This is a genomic window from Angustibacter luteus (genome assembly GCF_039541115.1).
GTDB lineage: Bacteria > Actinomycetota > Actinomycetes > Actinomycetales > Angustibacteraceae > Angustibacter > Angustibacter luteus.
Genome location: NZ_BAABFP010000002.1, coordinates 290160 through 306861, shown reverse-complemented (window position 1 = coordinate 306861; position 16702 = coordinate 290160). Strand labels below are relative to the sequence as shown.

Annotated in this window: 15 protein-coding genes; 12 read left to right on the top strand and 3 right to left on the bottom strand. The window is 71.4% G+C overall.

From position 1 onward, the window contains the following. The first annotated feature begins 72 nt into the window (after positions 1-72). The 6 genes from atpA (at position 73) to ABEB17_RS01475 (ending at position 5701) form a co-directional block, all read left to right on the top strand. A complete protein-coding gene (gene atpA / locus ABEB17_RS01500) occupies positions 73-1710 on the top strand; it encodes a F0F1 ATP synthase subunit alpha (protein ID WP_345714779.1) in 1638 nt (545 codons plus the stop codon). A 3-nt stretch (positions 1711-1713) separates the two neighbouring features. After that, positions 1714-2622, top strand: a complete 909-nt coding sequence (locus ABEB17_RS01495; RefSeq protein WP_345714778.1) for a F0F1 ATP synthase subunit gamma — start codon at positions 1714-1716, stop codon at positions 2620-2622. 11 nt (positions 2623-2633) lie between these two features. Continuing rightward, positions 2634-4091: a F0F1 ATP synthase subunit beta gene (gene atpD / locus ABEB17_RS01490; RefSeq protein ID WP_345714777.1), complete on the top strand. Its 1458-nt coding sequence runs from the start codon at positions 2634-2636 to the stop codon at positions 4089-4091. Positions 4092-4273: 182 nt separating this feature from the next. Then, positions 4274-4891, top strand: a complete 618-nt coding sequence (locus ABEB17_RS01485) for an HIT family protein (RefSeq protein WP_345714776.1) — start codon at positions 4274-4276, stop codon at positions 4889-4891. Positions 4892-4975: 84 nt separating this feature from the next. Then, positions 4976-5245, top strand: a complete 270-nt coding sequence (locus ABEB17_RS01480) for a F0F1 ATP synthase subunit epsilon (protein WP_345714775.1) — start codon at positions 4976-4978, stop codon at positions 5243-5245. 12 nt (positions 5246-5257) lie between these two features. Next, entirely contained in the window at positions 5258-5701 is a 444-nt protein-coding gene (locus ABEB17_RS01475) for a DUF2550 domain-containing protein (protein WP_345714774.1), read from the top strand. Positions 5702-5718: 17 nt separating this feature from the next. Here the strand turns inward: ABEB17_RS01475 and ABEB17_RS01470 are convergent, their stop codons facing one another. Then, positions 5719-6321, bottom strand: coding sequence for a cob(I)yrinic acid a,c-diamide adenosyltransferase (locus ABEB17_RS01470; protein WP_345714773.1), 603 nt, complete (start codon positions 6319-6321; stop codon positions 5719-5721). A 24-nt stretch (positions 6322-6345) separates the two neighbouring features. On the opposite strand from ABEB17_RS01470, the gene murA reads away from it, so the two are divergent. Further along, entirely contained in the window at positions 6346-7623 is a 1278-nt protein-coding gene (gene murA, locus ABEB17_RS01465) for a UDP-N-acetylglucosamine 1-carboxyvinyltransferase (protein ID WP_345714772.1), read from the top strand. Between the two features lie 12 nt (positions 7624-7635). Here murA and ABEB17_RS01460 read toward each other — a convergent pair whose 3' ends face one another. Continuing rightward, positions 7636-8043 carry a hypothetical protein gene (locus ABEB17_RS01460; RefSeq protein ID WP_345714771.1) on the bottom strand — a complete coding sequence of 136 codons (408 nt, stop codon included), beginning with the start codon at positions 8041-8043 and terminating at the stop codon, positions 7636-7638. Here ABEB17_RS01460 and ABEB17_RS01455 point away from each other — a divergent pair. The 5 genes from ABEB17_RS01455 (at position 8042) to ABEB17_RS01435 (ending at position 15504) form a co-directional block, all read left to right on the top strand. After that, positions 8042-8902 carry a 3-hydroxyacyl-CoA dehydrogenase family protein gene (locus ABEB17_RS01455; RefSeq protein ID WP_345714770.1) on the top strand — a complete coding sequence of 287 codons (861 nt, stop codon included), beginning with the start codon at positions 8042-8044 and terminating at the stop codon, positions 8900-8902. The two genes, ABEB17_RS01460 and ABEB17_RS01455, sit on opposite strands and share 2 nt — an antisense overlap. A gap of 30 nt (positions 8903-8932) precedes the next feature. After that, on the top strand, positions 8933-10801 hold the full coding sequence (locus ABEB17_RS01450; protein WP_345714769.1) for a Na+/H+ antiporter: 1869 nt from the start codon (positions 8933-8935) through the stop codon (positions 10799-10801). Positions 10802-10808: 7 nt separating this feature from the next. Then, a complete protein-coding gene (locus ABEB17_RS01445) occupies positions 10809-11627 on the top strand; it encodes a GNAT family N-acetyltransferase (protein ID WP_345714768.1) in 819 nt (272 codons plus the stop codon). A gap of 295 nt (positions 11628-11922) precedes the next feature. Beyond that, on the top strand, positions 11923-13959 hold the full coding sequence (locus tag ABEB17_RS01440) for a methylmalonyl-CoA mutase family protein (RefSeq protein ID WP_345714767.1): 2037 nt from the start codon (positions 11923-11925) through the stop codon (positions 13957-13959). A gap of 15 nt (positions 13960-13974) precedes the next feature. Continuing rightward, the gene (locus ABEB17_RS01435; RefSeq protein WP_345714766.1) at positions 13975-15504 is read left to right on the top strand and encodes a helix-turn-helix domain-containing protein; all 1530 of its coding nucleotides are present in this window, start codon (positions 13975-13977) and stop codon (positions 15502-15504) included. 16 nt (positions 15505-15520) lie between these two features. On the opposite strand, the gene ABEB17_RS01430 is transcribed toward ABEB17_RS01435, so the two are convergent. Next, positions 15521-16672, bottom strand: coding sequence for a MalY/PatB family protein (locus ABEB17_RS01430; protein ID WP_345714765.1), 1152 nt, complete (start codon positions 16670-16672; stop codon positions 15521-15523). Positions 16673-16702: the final 30 nt, after the last annotated feature.

Here is a 16702-nt window from a genome sequence, read left to right as displayed (position 1 = left end):
CCACCGCTCGCGCACCACCCCAGAACCTCCCGAAGCCCGCACCACGACAGAGAACAGAAGGCAGGAACCACGATGACGGAGCTCACGATCCGCCCGGAGGAGATCCGGGCCGCCCTGGACACCTTCGTGCAGTCCTACGAGCCCGGAACGGCCGCTCGCGAAGAGGTCGGCCGCGTCAGCGAGGCCGGCGACGGCATCGCCCGCGTCGAGGGCCTGCCCTCGTGCATGGCCAACGAGCTGCTGCGCTTCGAGGACGGCACGCTGGGCCTCGCCCTGAACCTCGACGTCCGGGAGATCGGCGTCGTCGTCCTCGGTGAGTTCTCCGGCATCGAGGAGGGCCAGGAGGTCCAGCGCACCGGCGAGATCCTGTCCGTCCCGGTGGGCGACAACTTCCTCGGCCGCGTGGTGGACCCGCTGGGCACCCCGATCGACGGCCTGGGCGACATCGAGTCGACCGAGTCGCGCGCCCTCGAGCTCCAGGCGGCCTCGGTCGTCGAGCGCAAGTCGGTGCACGAGCCGCTGCAGACCGGCATCAAGGCCATCGACGCGATGACCCCGATCGGCCGCGGCCAGCGCCAGCTGATCATCGGTGACCGCCAGACCGGCAAGACCGCGGTGGCGATCGACACGATCATCAACCAGAAGGAGTTCTGGGAGTCCGGCGACCCGACCAAGCAGGTCCGCTGCATCTACGTCGCCATCGGCCAGAAGGGCTCGACGATCGCCTCCGTGCGCGGCGCGCTCGAGGAGGCCGGCGCGATGGAGTACACCACCATCGTGGCCGCCCCCGCGTCCGACCCGGCGGGCTTCAAGTACCTCGCCCCCTACACCGGCTCGGCCATCGGCCAGCACTGGATGTACGAGGGCAAGCACGTCCTGATCATCTTCGACGACCTGTCCAAGCAGGCCGAGGCCTACCGCGCCGTGTCGCTGCTGCTGCGCCGCCCGCCGGGCCGCGAGGCCTACCCGGGCGACGTCTTCTACCTGCACTCGCGGCTGCTCGAGCGCTGCGCCAAGCTCTCCGACGAGCTCGGCGCGGGCTCGATGACCGGCCTGCCGATCATCGAGACGAAGGCGAACGACGTGTCGGCCTACATCCCGACGAACGTCATCTCGATCACCGACGGCCAGATCTTCCTCGAGTCGGACCTCTTCAACGCGAACCAGCGCCCGGCGGTCAACGTCGGTGTCTCGGTCTCCCGCGTTGGCGGCGCCGCCCAGACCAAGGCGATGAAGTCGGTCTCGGGCCGCCTGAAGATCGACCTCGCGCAGTTCCGGGCCCTGGAGGCGTTCGCGCTCTTCGCCTCCGACCTGGACGCCGCGTCGCGCCAGCAGCTGTCGCGGGGCCAGCGCCTGATGGAGCTGCTCAAGCAGGGCCAGTACTCGCCGTTCCCGGTCGAGGAGCAGGTCGTCTCCGTCTGGCTCGGCACCACCGGCCAGCTCGACGACATCGCCGTGGACGACGTCCGCAAGTTCGAGCGCGAGCTGCTCGACCACCTGCGCCGCTCCAGCGACGTCCTCACCACGATCCGGGAGACCGGCAAGTTCGAGGACGACACGGCGGACAAGCTCAAGTCCGAGACGGACGCCTTCAAGAAGAGCTTCCAGACCGATGACCGCCAGCACGTGGAGGCCGGTCACGAGGAGGCCCAGGCGCTCGAGGACGAGAGCGTCGAGCAGGAGAAGATCGTCCGTCAGAAGCGCGGCTGACCTATGGGTGCACAGCAGCGGGTCTACCGCCAGCGGATCAACTCCACGACGTCGCTGAAGAAGATCTTCAGCGCGATGGAGCTCATCGCGACGTCGCGCATCGCCAAGGCGCGTGCGGCCGTTGCGGCGTCCACCCCCTACGCCAACGCGATCACCCGTGCGGTGTCCGCGGTGGCGACGTACTCCAACACCCAGCACCCGCTGATCACCGAGAAGGACGAGGTCCGCAAGGCCGCCGTCCTGCTCATCACCAGCGACCGCGGGATGGCGGGGGCCTACTCGGCCAACGTGCTGAAGGCGGGGGAGCGGCTCGGTGAGCTGCTGCGGGCCCGTGGCGTCGAGCCCGTGCCGTACGTCGTGGGGCGCAAGGGCGTCGCCTACTTCCGGTTCCGCCGGCGCGACACCGCGCAGGAGTGGACCGGGTTCAGCGAGGCCCCGCAGCACTCCGACGCCAAGGAGGTCGGCGACGTCCTGGTCGACGCCTTCCTGAAGGGGTCCGTCGAGGGCGGGGTCGACGAGATCCACATCGTCTACACGCACTTCGTCAACATGGTCACCCAGACGCCGGAGGTCATCCGCCTCCTGCCGCTGGAGGTCGTGGAGGGCGAGGAGGCCCCGGACGAGGACGACGTCCTCCCGCTGTACGAGTTCGAGCCCAACGCGGAGGCCGTGTTCGACGCCCTGCTGCCGAGCTACATCAGCAGCCGGATCTACAACTGCATGCTGCAGGCTGCTGCTTCCGAGCAGGCCGCCCGCCAGCGCGCCATGAAGTCGGCGTCGGACAACGCGTCCGACCTCATCCGCCTGTACACCCGGTTGGCCAACCAGGCCCGCCAGGCCGAGATCACCCAGGAGATCAGCGAGATCGTCGGCGGCGCCGACGCACTGGCCTCCGCCGGAGTCGAGAACTGAGAGTGAGAGACATGACTGCCACTGCCACCGACAAGGCCGCGGACGCCGGCACTGCGGGTGTCGGCCGCATCAGCCGGGTGATCGGCCCCGTCGTCGACATCGAGTTCCCGCCGGATGCCATGCCGGAGATGTACAACGCCCTCGAGATCGACTACGAGCTGACGGGTGAGTCCCGCACGCTCGTGCTCGAGGTCGCCCAGCACATCGGCGACAACATGATCCGGGCGATCGCCATGAAGCCGACCGACGGTCTGGTGCGCGGCGCTGCCGTGCGCGACACCGGCGCCGGCATCTCGGTGCCGGTCGGCGACGTCACCAAGGGCCACGTGTTCAACGTGACCGGCGACTGCGTCAACCTCAAGGAGGGCGAGGTCCTCGAGGTCACCGAGCGCTGGCCCATCCACCGCAAGGCCCCGGCGTTCGACCAGCTCGAGCCGAAGACCGAGATGTTCCAGACCGGCATCAAGGTCATCGACCTGCTGACGCCGTACGTCCTCGGCGGCAAGATCGGCCTCTTCGGTGGTGCGGGCGTCGGCAAGACGGTCCTCATCCAGGAGATGATCGCCCGCGTGGCTCGCGACCACGACGGCGTGTCGGTGTTCGCCGGCGTCGGTGAGCGCACCCGTGAGGGCAACGACCTCATCGAGGAGATGACCGAGTCCGACGTCATCGGCCAGACGGCGCTCGTCTTCGGCCAGATGGACGAGCCGCCGGGCACCCGGCTGCGCGTCGCGCTCTCGGCGCTCACGATGGCGGAGTACTTCCGCGACGTGCAGAACCAGGACGTGCTGCTCTTCATCGACAACATCTTCCGGTTCACCCAGGCCGGGTCCGAGGTGTCGACGCTGCTCGGCCGCATGCCGTCCGCGGTGGGCTACCAGCCCACCCTGGCCGACGAGATGGGCGTGCTGCAGGAGCGGATCACCTCGACGCGTGGTCACTCGATCACGTCCATGCAGGCGATCTACGTCCCGGCCGACGACTACACCGACCCGGCTCCGGCGACGACGTTCGCCCACCTGGACGCGACCACCGAGCTCTCGCGTGACATCGCCTCGCTGGGTATCTACCCCGCGGTCGACCCGCTGACCTCGACCTCGCGCATCCTGGACCCGCGGTACATCTCGCAGGAGCACTACGACACCGCGGTGCGGGTCAAGCAGATCCTCCAGCGCAACAAGGAGCTGCAGGACATCATCGCGATCCTCGGTATCGACGAGCTGTCGGAGGAGGACAAGACGCTGGTGAACCGCGCCCGTCGCATCCAGCGCTTCCTGTCGCAGAACACCTACGTGGCCAAGCAGTTCACCGGCATCGAGGGTTCCACCGTGCCGCTGGACGAGACCGTCGAGGCCTTCACCAAGATCGCGGACGGCGAGTACGACCACGTCGCCGAGCAGGCCTTCTTCATGTGCGGTGGGCTGGACGACGTCGAGCGCAACTGGGCGGACATCCAGAAGAACCTCTGATTGTTCGTGGTCCCGGCGGAGGCCGGGGGACCTGCGGTCGGCTCTCGCAAGCTCGTTGACGCCGACCTTCGGTCCCCCGGCCTCCGCCGGTTTGCCAGCCGGTCCTGCCCGGTTGACTGATCGTGTCCGGCCGCCACCCCTCCCGCGGTGATCATGCAGGTTCGCCCCGGTAGGGTCACCGGATGGCTGAGGATGCGCGGGCTTTCTACGAGCGGGTGACGGCGGGCTTCGACGCGGAGAAGCAGGCCGCCGTGGCGCGGATGACGTCGTGGGGGACCTTTCCGTTCGAGGTCGACGGGCTGCGGGTCGCGCCGTTGCAGCCGGCCGAGTTCCCCGAGGCGCCGCGGACCGGTGAGGGTGGCCGACCGTGCGGGGCCTGCGAGAAGGCGGAGCCGGGCACGGACGTCAGTGAGGTGTGGCGGGACGAGCGCTGGCGGCTCATCGCCTTCGAGCCCAGCGGTGCGCCGCTGGTGATGATGCTGCAGCCCCTGGCGCACCACGACCTGACCGACCTGCCGGACGACCTGGCCGCCGAGATGGGCCGCCTGATGGTGCACATCGGCCGGGCGGTCGAGGCGCTGCCCGGGATCGCCCGCTGCCACGTCTACCGGATCGGGGACGGCGGCGCGCACCTGCACATCTTCTTCTTCGCCCGGCCCGAGGGCTTCGGTCAGCTGCGCGGTTCGTTCCTCGTCGTGTGGGACGACCTGCTGCCGCCGTCCCCGCCGGACGAGGTCACCGCGGACGCCGCGGCCGTCGCGGCGGCGTTGGCAGCCTCGTACGGCGGAACCGTGCTGTGACGGCGACCTCATCGGGTCCACCCTGTGACCTTCCCTCGGCAAGCACCCGGTATCGTTGGGTCATCCCTGGACGGAAGGACCCCCGTGGCGCTCACCGTGGAGCTGGTTGCCGCTGACCGCAAGGTCTGGAGCGGCGAGGCGACGAACGTCGTCGCTCGGACGACGGACGGCGAGATCGGCATCCTGCCCGGTCACGCGCCTCTGCTCGGCGTACTCGTCGCCGGCGAGGTCCGGATCTCCGGCGAGGGCGAGCAGGTGACGGCCGAGGTGGACAACGGCTTCCTGTCCGTCGACCACGACCGCGTGACGATCATCGCCGACAGCGCCACCGTCGGCGCCGACCGCGGCAACTGATACGGCGCAGCGGTGGACGGCCTGATCATCCCGCTCGAGGTCGTCGGACTGCTGCTGCTCCTGGTCGTGGCCGCGGCGCTCGCCGTGGTCCTGCGCCGCCGCTGGCTCAGCCGCAAGGTCGGGACGTTCGACTGCTCGCTGCGCACCACGACGGGCGCGCACGGCAAGGGCTGGCGCCTCGGCATCGCCCGGTACGAGGCTGACCGGATCGAGTGGTACCCCGTCTTCCGGTTCGCCCTTCGCCCCCAGCAGGTGCTGCGCCGGGGCGACCTGATGGTCCAGGAGCGGCGGACCCCGGCGGGAGTCGAGGCGTTCTCGGTGATGTCCGGGTTCGTGATCGTGCGATGTCGGCGCAAGGGTGGGTACGTCGAGCTCGCGATGAGCGAGCAGTCCTACACCGGGTTCTCGTCCTGGCTCGAGGCGGCACCGCCCGGCCAGAACGTCTCGGTGGCCTGAGCCAGCGACTCCTGGCCTCAGGCAGGCGGCGTCTGCCGGCCGCCGCCCGGCTGCCACAGGACGTCGCCCCCGTGGCCGTGGTTCGCGGCCCGGGACAGGATGAACAGCAGGTCCGACAACCGGTTCAGGTAGCGGGCGGTGAGCGGGTTGACCCCGCCGTCCTCGTCGGTGCCGTAGGCCTCGATGGCCGCCCAGGTGGAGCGCTCGGCGCGCCGGGCGACCGTGCGGGCCACGTGCAGGTACGCGGCCCCCACCGTCCCGCCGGCCAGCACGAACGAGCGCAGGGTCGCCAGGGGCTCACCGAAGGAGTCGCACGCCTGCTCGAGCTCGTCCACCCAGGGCTCCTGCACCCGGAGCGGCGGGTGCTCGTACGAGGCGGCCAGGGGGGTGCAGAGGTCGGCGCCGACGTCGAACAGGTCGTTCTGGATGCGTTGCAGCAGTGTGGCCATGTCAGCCGGCAGGTCGCCGGCGGCGATGGCCACGCCGATCGCCGCGCCCGTCTCGTCGCAGTCGGCGTAGGCGACGAGGCGCGGATCCGTCTTGGCGGTGCGGCTGAAGTCGCCGAGCGCCGTGGTTCCGTCGTCGCCGGTACGGGTGTAGATGCGGGAGAGCACGACCATGACCCGCACACTAGCCTCTTGCCCGTGGACAGGTTCCGAGTGTCCGGCGGGGGACCGCTGGCCGGCGAGGTCGCCGTGGTCGGTGCGAAGAACAGCGCGCTGAAGCTGATGGCGGCTGCCCTGCTGGCAGTGGGACGCACCACGCTGACCAAGGTGCCCGACATCGTGGACGTCGCGGTGATGGCCGAGCTGCTGCGCCGGCTCGGGTGCGGGGTGGAGCACGACCCGGCGACCGGAACGGTGACCATCGACGTGCCCTCCGAACTCGGCCACCGCGCCGACTACGAGCTGGTCCGGGCGATGCGCGCCTCGATCAGCGTGCTCGGACCGCTGACCGTCCGCTGCGGCATCGCGGACGTCGCCATCCCCGGTGGCGACGCGATCGGCTCGCGTGGTCTGGACCTGCACGCCGACGGGCTCACCCGGTTGGGCGCCAACGTCCACGTCGACCACGGCTACCTGGTTGCCCAAGCCCCGAACGGGCTGGTGGGCGCGCCGATCTCGCTGGACTTCCCGTCCGTGGGCGCGACCGAGAACGTGCTCATGGCTGCCGTGCTGGCGCGCGGCACGACCGTGATCGAGAACGCTGCCCGCGAGCCGGAGATCGTCGACCTGGCCACCATGCTGGTCCGGATGGGCGCCGAGATCGAGGGCATCGGCAGCTCGACGATGGTGATCACCGGCGTCACGGCGCTGGCCCCGGTCGAGCACGAGGTGGTCGGAGACCGGATCGCCGCCGGCACGTGGATCTTCGCCGCCGCGCTGACCCGTGGTGACGTCACCGTGCGCGGGTTCGACCCGCGCCACCTCGGCTTCGTCCTGGACAAGCTGGTCGACGCCGGGGTGGTGATCGACCGGCAGGACGACGGGGTGCGGGTGACCTGCCCGCGCCGTCCGCGCGCCGTCGACGTCATGACGTTGCCCTACCCCGGCTTCCCGACGGACCTGCAGCCCTTCGCGCTGGTCTTCGACGCGCTGGCCGAGGGGTCTGCGATGGTCACCGAGAACCTGTTCGAGGCCCGGTTCCACACGGCGTCCGAGCTCGCCCGGCTCGGCGCCGACGTCCGCGTCGACGGGCACCACGCGCTGCTGCGCGGGCGGGAGCGGCTGTCCGCCGCACCGGTGGTGGGCAGCGACATCCGGGCGGCCGCCGCGCTGGTGCTGGCCGGGCTCGCGGCGGACGGCGTCACCACCGTCGAGGGGGTCAAGCACGTCGACCGCGGCTACCCGAGCTTCGACGCCGACCTGCGCGGGCTCGGTGCCGACGTCCGGCGCGAGAGCGTCGCCGACGGCGCGTTCTAGCTCACTGGGCCGCTAGCGCGGCCCGCGCAGCAGGGCGCGGGCGACCCGGGCCTCGTCCCGGAACACCATGACCCGCGGCCCCTCGGTGGTCGGGGCGAGGGTGGCGCGGACCCCTTGAGCGGCCAGCCGCGCCCGGATCAGCTCGGCCTCGGCGAAGGACGGTGGCTCGGCGACGGCCACCAGCAGCCCGTAGTCGTCCGGGCTGCCGGACCGCGGTGGTGCGGCCACCAGCGAGCTGCCGCGGCGGAACGTCCAGCGCAGCAGCACGACCAGCAGTCCGACCGCCGCGAACGCGACGACCGGGCCGTACACGAACGAGTAGCTGCCCCAGGAGGCCACCCGCCCAGTGTCGGCCAGCCGCCTACGTCGCGCCAGGGCAGCGAAGCGGTCGTCGGCGGCGCTGGCTACAGTCCTCGTCATGTCCGCACAGCAGAAGATCACCGTCATCGGTGCCGGCCTGATGGGCTCCGGCATCGCCCAGGTCAGCGCGCAGGCCGGCCACCAGGTCGTGCTCCGCGACGTCACCGACGAGGCGCTCGGCCGGGCACGCTCGGCCATCGAGGCGTCGTACGCGCGGTTCGTCGCCAAGGACCGGATGACCGCGGACGATGCGACGGCGGCGCTCGCCCGGATCACCACCACGACCGAGCTGGACGCCGCAGCGGACAGCGACCTCGTCGTCGAGGCGGTCTTCGAGAGCCTGGACGTCAAGACGGCCCTCTTCACCGACCTGGACCGCATCTGCCGGGACGGCGCGGTGCTGGCCACGAACACCTCGGCCATCCCGATCACCCAGATCGCCGCGGCGACCTCACGGCCGGAGGCGGTCGTGGGCACGCACTTCTTCTCGCCGGTGCCGATGATGCAGCTGTGCGAGCTCGTCCGCGGCTTCAAGACCAGCGACGAGACGCTGGCCAGGGCCCGCGAGTTCGCCGAGTCGGTCGGCAAGACGTGCATCGTGGTGAACCGGGACGTCGCGGGCTTCGTCACGACGCGGCTGATCGCCGCGCTGGTGGTCGAGGCGGTCAAGCTGGTCGAGAACGGCGTGGCCAGCGCGGAGGACGTCGACATCGCCTGCAAGCTCGGCTTCGGGCACGCGATGGGTCCGTTGGCCACGGCCGACCTGACTGGCGTCGACATCCTGCGCAACGCCTCCCGCAACATCTACATCGAGACCCAGGACGAGAAGTTCAACCCCCCGGAGACGCTGAACCGGATGGTCACCGCGGGCGACATCGGCCGCAAGTCCGGCCGCGGGTTCTACTCCTACGACGGCTAGACCGGTGCCGGCGAACGCAGTGGCGACCTGATGCACACCGCTCTGTCCCTGGTCGCGATCGCGATCGTCGTGGTGACCGTGGCCGGGCTGGCGCGTCGGGTCGGCGCGTCGCCGCCGCTCGTGCTGGTCGGCGTCGGGGTGCTGTGCGCCTACCTGCCGTTCATCCCCGACGTCCGGCTGGACTCCGACGTGGCCCTGGTCGGTGTGCTGCCGCCGCTGCTCTACGCGGCGGCGATCCGCACCTCGCTGGTGGACTTCCGGGCGAACCGGTCCTCGATCCTGCTGCTGTCCATCGGTGCGACGCTGTTCACCACCGCCTGCGTGGCGTTCGTCGCCTTCTGGGTCATCCCGGCTCCCTTCTCGCTGGCGGCGGCCTTCGCGCTCGGCGCGGTCGTCGCGCCGCCGGACGCGGTCGCCGCGACGTCCATCGCCCGCCGGATCGGCCTGCCGCGCCGGGTGGTCTCGATCCTCGAGGGCGAGAGCCTCGTCAACGACGCCACCGCCCTCGTCGCGCTGAACACGGCGCGCGCGGCGATCATCTCGACCATCGCCATCTGGCAGGTCGGGTTGGACTTCGTGTGGGCGTCGCTCGGCGGGGTGCTGGCCGGCGTGGTGGTCGCCCAGGTGTTCTCGTTCGTCCGTCGCCGGGTGGACGACCCGGTGATCGACACGGTGCTCTCGCTGCTGGCACCGTTCGTGGCCTACCTCGTGGGCGAGGAGCTGCATGCCTCCGGGGTGCTCTCCGTCGTCGTCACCGGGCTGCTGCTCGGGCACCGCTCGCACCTGCTGCAGTCCGGCGCCTCGCGCCTCGCCGAGGCCAGCAACTGGCGCACGATCCAGTTCCTGCTGGAGAACGCCGTGTTCCTGCTGATCGGGCTCCAGGCGCCGTTCGTGGTGCGCGAGGCCCGCGCGGAGCTCAGCGACACCACGTTGCTGGTGGTCTGCGGCGCCGTCCTGCTCGCCGTCCTGCTGTCCCGGTTCGTCTGGGTGTTCGGGGCGTACTCGGTGCGTCTTCTCCTGCGTCGTCCGGTCGACCAGGACGGCTGGACCTGGCGCTCGTCCATGCTGGTCTCGTGGGCCGGCATGCGCGGGGTGGTCACCCTGGCCGCCGTGCTCGCGCTGCCGGCGCAGACGCCGCACCGCGGGACGCTGCTGCTGGTCGCGTTCGTGGTGGTGGTCGGCACGCTGTCCCTGCAGGGGCTGACGCTGCCCGCGCTCGCGCGCTGGCTGCGGCTGCCCGGGCCGGACCCGGCCGAGGACGCGCTCGCCCAGGCCGCGCTGCTCAGCGAGGTGAGCAAGGCCGGCATCGAGCGCCTGGACAGCGAGCGCACCGCCGACGACCCCGACGACGTCGTGGAGTCGCTGCGCGGCAAGTCCGAGCAGCGGGTCGCGAGCGCCTGGGAACGGCTGGGCCGCCCGCACGAGGAGTACGAGCCGCCGACCGCGACGTACCTGCGGCTGCGGCTGGCCATGCTGGACTCCGAGCGCGCCGCGCTGATCAAGGCCCGGGACGAGGGACGCTACGACGACGAGGTGCTGCGCGCGGGCACCGCGGTGCTGGACGTCGAGGAGTCCCTGCTGGACCGGGCCGAGCTGAGCAACGAGCGGGTCGCCGAGCGACTCGCGCCCGCCCGGGCGGCCGCCGGGTGCGAGCACCTGATGTCCGCACCCACGCTGGTCAAGCCGGGCACCCCGGACGGCTGCGAGGAGTGCCTGCGGGACGGCACGACGTGGGTGCACCTGCGGCTCTGCCTGACCTGCGGGCACGTGGGCTGCTGCGACAGCTCGCCGCACCGGCACGCGGACCGGCACTACGACGAGACCTCGCACCCGGTGATGCGCAGCTTCGAGCCGCACGAGCACTGGCGCTGGTGCTACGTCGACGACCTGCTGGGATGATCGCGCGGTGACCGAGCCCGAGGTGCGAAGCGATCTGCTGCTGCGACTGGAGTCGTTCTACGACGCCGTGCCCCGCCAAGGCGCGCGGGCCGAGCTCATCGGACCGCTCGTGCTGTTCGTCCGTGAGGGTGCGGGGTGGCCGTACTACGCGCGTCCGGTGCGGCCCGACGTCCAGGTCAGCGGGGACGACGTCCGCGACGTCCTGGGGCGGATGGACGAGCTGGGGGTCCCGCACCAGCTCGAGTGGGTGAACGACCTGACCCCGTCGCTGGCCCAGGCCGTGCAGGACGCGGGCCTGACCCTGCAGCTCTGCCCGCTCATGGTGCTGGAGCCGGCGGACCTCGTCGTGCTGGACGCGCCCGGCGTCAGCGTCTCGGTGATGGACGCGGACGACCCGGACCTCGCGCTGGCGGACGCCTGCGCGCACGTGGCCTTCGGCGCGGGGATCGGCACGGCCGTGGGTGAGGGAGGCGTGGCCGAGCGGGACGCGTCGGCGGCCGAGCTGGATCCGGCGCGGGTCGAGCGGCTGCGCGCGGGCATCCGCAGCGGCGAGCAGGTGCGTGCAGTGGCCCGGACGGACGTCGGTCCGGTGGCCTCGGGTGGGTACCAGCACGCGGCCGGGGTCGCCGAGGTCGTCGGGATCGGCACGCTTCCCATCAGCCGGCGGCGGGGGATCGGTGCGGCCCTCGCCGGGGTGCTGGCTCGGGAGGCCTTTGCCCGCGGCGAGCACACCGTGTTCCTCAGCGCGCAGGACGAGGACGTGGCGCGGGTCTACGAGCGGGCCGGCTTCCGCCGCACGGGCACGTCCGGCATCGCCGAGCCCTGAGGCCCCGCCCGCCCGCCCCACCCCGCCCGCCCGCCCGGCCGCTCTCCCTGAGGTGTCGCGGCGCAACGCAGCTACGCACCTAGTGGAACTGTGTGCCGCCGCTCCAACAACACGACGTCCCCGGTGCGAGGCGGGGTTGGGACTGCGTGCCGTTACTCCATGCCTAGTGGAGCTGCGTTGCGCCGCGACCCCGGGAGGAGCCGGCGGGCGGACGTGACGACGCTCACCGGGCGCAAGCGTTCCGCCCGCGGTTACTCGCGGGTACGGTCCTAGGCGAGCCACTCGAGGAGGAGCCGTGCCTGACCGTGACCGTCCCTGGGTGATGCGCACGTACGCCGGGCACTCCAGCGCGAGCGCGTCGAACGCGCTGTACCGGCGCAACCTGGACAAGGGCCAGACCGGGCTGTCCGTCGCCTTCGACCTGCCCACCCAGACCGGCTACGACCCCGACCACGAGCTCGCCCGCGGCGAGGTCGGCAAGGTGGGGGTGCCGATCAGCCACATCGGCGACGTCCGGCAGCTCTTCGACGGCATCCCGCTGGCCACGATGAACACCTCGATGACGATCAACGCCACCGCGATGTGGCTGCTGGCGCTCTACCAGGTCGCGGCCGAGGAGCAGGCGCTCGCGGACGGGACCGACCCGGCCGAGGCGGTCCGGGCGCTGTCCGGCACGACGCAGAACGACATCATCAAGGAGTACCTGTCCCGCGGGACGTACGCGTTCCCGCCAGCGCCGAGCCTGCGGCTGATCACCGACATGATCGCCTACACGGTGTCGAGCATGCCGAAGTGGAACCCGATCAACATCTGCAGCTACCACCTGCAGGAGGCCGGTGCCACGCCGGTGCAAGAGGTCGCCTACGCGCTGTCCACCGCGGTCGCCGTCCTGGATGCGGTGCGAGACAGCGGTCAGGTGCCGCCGGACCGGTTCCCGGACGTCGTCGCGCGCATCTCGTTCTTCGTCAACGCTGGCGTGCGGTTCGTCGAGGAGATGTGCAAGATGCGCGCCTTCGTGCGGCTGTGGGACGAGCTGACCCGCGAGCGGTACGGCGTCACCGACGAGAAGGCGCGCCGGTTCCGGTACGGCGTCCAGGTCAACAGCCTGGGACTGACCGAGGCGCAGCCGGAGAACAACGTCCAGCGGATCGTGCTGGAGATGCTCGCGGTCACGTTGAGCAAGGACGCACGGGCCCGGGCAGTCCAGCTGCCGGCCTGGAACGAGGCGCTCGGGCTGCCGCGCCCGTGGGACCAGCAGTGGTCCCTGCGGATCCAGCAGGTGCTGGCCTTCGAGTCGGACCTGCTCGAGCACGACGACCTGTTCGAGGGCAGCAAGGTCGTCGAGGCGAAGGTGGCCGAGATCGTCGAGGGTGCCCGCGCCGAGATGGCCCGGGTGTCCGACCTGGGTGGGGCGGTGGCGGCGGTCGAGTCCGGCTACATGAAGTCGGCGCTGGTCGCCTCGCACTCGGCCCGGCGGGCCCGGATCGAGTCCGGCGAGGACGTCGTGGTCGGGGTCAACCGGTTCGAGTCCACCGAGCCGAACCCGCTGACCGCCGACCTCGACACGGCCATCCAGTCCGTGGACGCCGACGTCGAGTCCCGCGCCGCGGCGGCGGTGCGCGAGTGGCGGGACGAGCGGGACGCCGACCCGGCCCGCCGCGAGGCCGCAGACCAGGCGCTGCAACGGCTTCGCGCCGAGGCGGCCAGTGACGCCAACCTGTTCGAGGCGAGCCTGGAGTGCGCCCGGGCCGGGATCACCACGGGGGAGTGGGCGGGCGTCCTGCGCCAGCAGTTCGGGGAGTACCGGGCCCCCACCGGCGTGAGCGGTTCGGTCGGAGTGGGCGAGATCAACGACGAGCTCGCGGTGGTCCGGGAGGCGGTGCGGGCGGCCAGCGCGGAGCTGGGGGAGCGGCTGCGGCTGCTCGTCGGCAAGCCCGGCCTGGACGGGCACAGCAACGGCGCCGAGCAGGTGGCGGTGCGGGCGCGGGACGCCGGCTTCGAGGTGGTCTACCAGGGGATCCGGCTCACCCCCGCCGAGATCGTGGCGGCCGCGGTGGCCGAGGACGTGCACTGCGTCGGCCTGTCGGTGCTGTCCGGCTCGCACATGGCGCTGGTGCCGGCGGTGCTGGACGGCCTGCGCGAGGCCGGCGCGGGCGACGTCCCGGTCATCGTCGGCGGGATCATCCCCGAGTCCGACGAGCGGGCCCTGCGTGAGCTCGGCGTGGCCGCCGTGTTCACCCCCAAGGACTTCGGGCTGACCGCGATGATGGGGCAGATCGTCGAGGTCATCCGGGCCGCGCGGCGGGTCGACTCGCCTATATCTCACATGTGAGATACGGTCGGCGGTATGGCAGATGACTACCTGGTCCGCATCGGCGGCCTGATCCGCGACGCCCGCAAGCACCGGGGCTGGACGCAGACCCAGCTCGCCACGGAGCTCGGCACCAGCCAGAGCGCGGTCAATCGTATCGAGAAGGGCGGGCAGAACCTCAGCCTGGAGATGCTGGCCCGGATCGGCGAGGCCCTGGACTCCGAGATCGTCACCCTCGGGACGTCGGGCCCGAGCCACCTGCGGGTGGCCGGCGGGACCGAGCTGTCCGGCGAGATCGACGTCAAGACCAGCAAGAACGCCGGCGTCGCGCTGCTGTGCGCGTCGCTGCTCAACCGCGGCACGACCACGCTGCGCAAGGTGGCCCGGATCGAGGAGGTCAACCGGCTCATCGAGGTGCTGGAGTCGATCGGCGTCCAGACCCGCTGGCTGAACGCGGACAACGACCTCGAGATCGTGCCGCCCGCCGTCCTCGACCTGGCCGGTATCGACGCCGAGGCGGCCCGCCGCACCCGTTCGATCATCATGTTCCTGGGGCCGCTGATGCACCGGCTCGAGACGTTCGAGATCCCCTACGCCGGAGGCTGCGACCTCGGCACCCGCACGGTCGAGCCGCACATGACCGCGCTGCGCCCGTTCGGCCTGGAGGTCAAGGCCACCGAGGGCACGTACCACGCGCACGTCGACGCGGGCACCCAGCCGCGACGTCCCATCGTGTTGACCGAGCGCGGCGACACGGTGACCGAGAACGCGCTGCTGGCCGCTGCCGGCCACGCCGGGACGACGATCATCCGCAACGCCAGCCCGAACTACATGGTCCAGGACCTGTGCTTCTTCCTGACCGAGCTGGGTGTGCAGATCAAGGGAATCGGGACGACGACGCTCGAGGTCACCGGTGTCGCCCAGATCGACCGCGACGTCACCTACGCGCCGAGCGAGGACCCGATCGAGGCGATGAGCCTGATCACCGCGGCCATCGTGACCGGCTCCACCATCACCGTGCGGCGGGTGCCGATCGAGTTCATGGAGATCGAGCTCTCGCTGCTGGAGGAGATGGGTTTCCGGTACGAGCGCACCGAGGAGTACCTGGCGCTCAACGGCCACACCCGGTTGGTCGACATCACCACCCACCCGTCGACCCTGCGTGCGCCGCTGGACAAGATCCACCCGATGCCGTTCCCGGGTCTGAACATCGACAACCTGCCCTTCTTCGCGGTCATCGCGGCCCAGGCCACCGGCACCACGCTCCTGCACGACTGGGTCTACGAGAACCGGGCGATCTACCTGACCGAGCTCACCAAGCTCGGCGGCCAGGTCACGCTGCTGGACCCGCACCGGGTGCTCATCGAGGGCCCAACCCGTTGGCGCGCAGCGGAGATCGTCTGCCCGCCCGCGCTACGACCGGCGGTGGTCATCCTGATCGCGATGCTCGCGGCCCGCGGGACCTCGGTGCTGCGCAGCGTGTACGTGATCAACCGCGGCTACGAGGACCTCGCCGAGCGGCTCAACGCCCTCGGGGCGCAGATCGAGACGTTCCGCGACATCTGAGCGCCGTCCTGGTCGTTCAGGTCAGTCCGGCGGCGACGGCCCGCACGATCCGCTCGATGCGCTCGGGTGAGGTCCCGAGGTTGACCCGGACGTGCCCCTCGCCGCCGGGCCCGAACGATCGTCCGTCGTTGACCATCACCCGACCTCGTTGCAGCGCAACGCGTGCGGGGTCGGTATGGCCGTACGCCCGGACGTCGAGCCAGGCCAGGTACGTCGCCTCCAGCGGGCGGTGCCGGGCGTCGGGCAGGTGCTCGGCGACGGCCTCCTCGTACACGGCCCGATTCGTGGCGAGCCGCTGCACCCAGGCATCCAGCCACGGCTGGCCGCCGGCGTAGGCCGCCTGTGCCGCAACGATTCCCAGCGTCGAGGTGCTGTGGTTGTCGACCATCGGCAACGCCCGCAGTGCCTTCAGGTCCGCGGTGTCACCTGCGACGATCTGCGCGCACTTGAGGGCCGGCATGTTCCAGGCCTTCGTCGCCGACATCAGCGTGGTGGTGACCTCGGCGCCGCCGGGAAGGGTCGCGAGCGGGACGTGCACGGCGCCGGGCAGGACCAGCCCGGCGTGGATCTCGTCGCTGACCACGCGTCCCCCGTACCGGTGCACGACCTCCAGGAGGGCGACCAGCTCGTCGCGGGTGAACGCCCGTCCCCAGGGGTTGTGCGGGTTGGCGAGCAGCACGGTGCGGGCCCCGGCGGCCATCGCCGCGTCGATGCGCCCCAGGTCGAGCGTGGCGCGCTCGGCGTCGGGGTCGAGCGGGATCGTCACCAGCTCGCGCCGGGACTGCGGCACCACCTGCAGGAACGGCGGGTACGTCGGGGTCGGCACGATGACCGGCGCGTCCGCGCACAGCGTGGTCAGCGCGAGCAGGATGCCGTGCATGACGTCCACGGTGCTGACCACGGACGACGCCGGCACCTGCCAGCCCCACTGCCGCCGGGCGTAGGCGGCGAAGACCTCCGGGAGCGCGGACGACGCGTCGAACGGCGGGTAGCCGAAACCGCCGGCCGCCACGGCTGCGGCCACGGCGTCGCGCACGACGGGGTCGGGCGCGACGTCCGTCTCCGCGACCCAGGCGGGGAGCACGTCGGTGGGCGGGTAGGTCCACTTGAGCCCGCCGCGGGCTCGCAGCTCGTCGTCGGTCAGGTCCACGATGGGGGGTGCGGCCATAGCGCGATCCTGCCAGTCGGTCGGCGAGTC

What these genes read in the sequence shown, in the direction of transcription:
- ABEB17_RS01455 (WP_345714770.1), top strand. Translation starts at nt 8,042, where the DNA reads ATGTCCGCACAGCAGAAGATCACCGTCATCGGTGCCGGCCTGATGGGC.
- ABEB17_RS01495 (WP_345714778.1), top strand. Translation starts at nt 1,714, where the DNA reads ATGGGTGCACAGCAGCGGGTCTACCGCCAGCGGATCAACTCCACGACG.
- atpA (WP_345714779.1), top strand. Translation starts at nt 73, where the DNA reads ATGACGGAGCTCACGATCCGCCCGGAGGAGATCCGGGCCGCCCTGGAC.
- ABEB17_RS01460 (WP_345714771.1), bottom strand. Translation starts at nt 8,043, where the DNA reads ATGACGAGGACTGTAGCCAGCGCCGCCGACGACCGCTTCGCTGCCCTG.
- ABEB17_RS01430 (WP_345714765.1), bottom strand. Translation starts at nt 16,672, where the DNA reads ATGGCCGCACCCCCCATCGTGGACCTGACCGACGACGAGCTGCGAGCC.
- ABEB17_RS01485 (WP_345714776.1), top strand. Translation starts at nt 4,274, where the DNA reads ATGGCTGAGGATGCGCGGGCTTTCTACGAGCGGGTGACGGCGGGCTTC.
- atpD (WP_345714777.1), top strand. Translation starts at nt 2,634, where the DNA reads ATGACTGCCACTGCCACCGACAAGGCCGCGGACGCCGGCACTGCGGGT.
- ABEB17_RS01450 (WP_345714769.1), top strand. Translation starts at nt 8,933, where the DNA reads ATGCACACCGCTCTGTCCCTGGTCGCGATCGCGATCGTCGTGGTGACC.
- ABEB17_RS01435 (WP_345714766.1), top strand. Translation starts at nt 13,975, where the DNA reads ATGGCAGATGACTACCTGGTCCGCATCGGCGGCCTGATCCGCGACGCC.
- ABEB17_RS01470 (WP_345714773.1), bottom strand. Translation starts at nt 6,321, where the DNA reads ATGGTCGTGCTCTCCCGCATCTACACCCGTACCGGCGACGACGGAACC.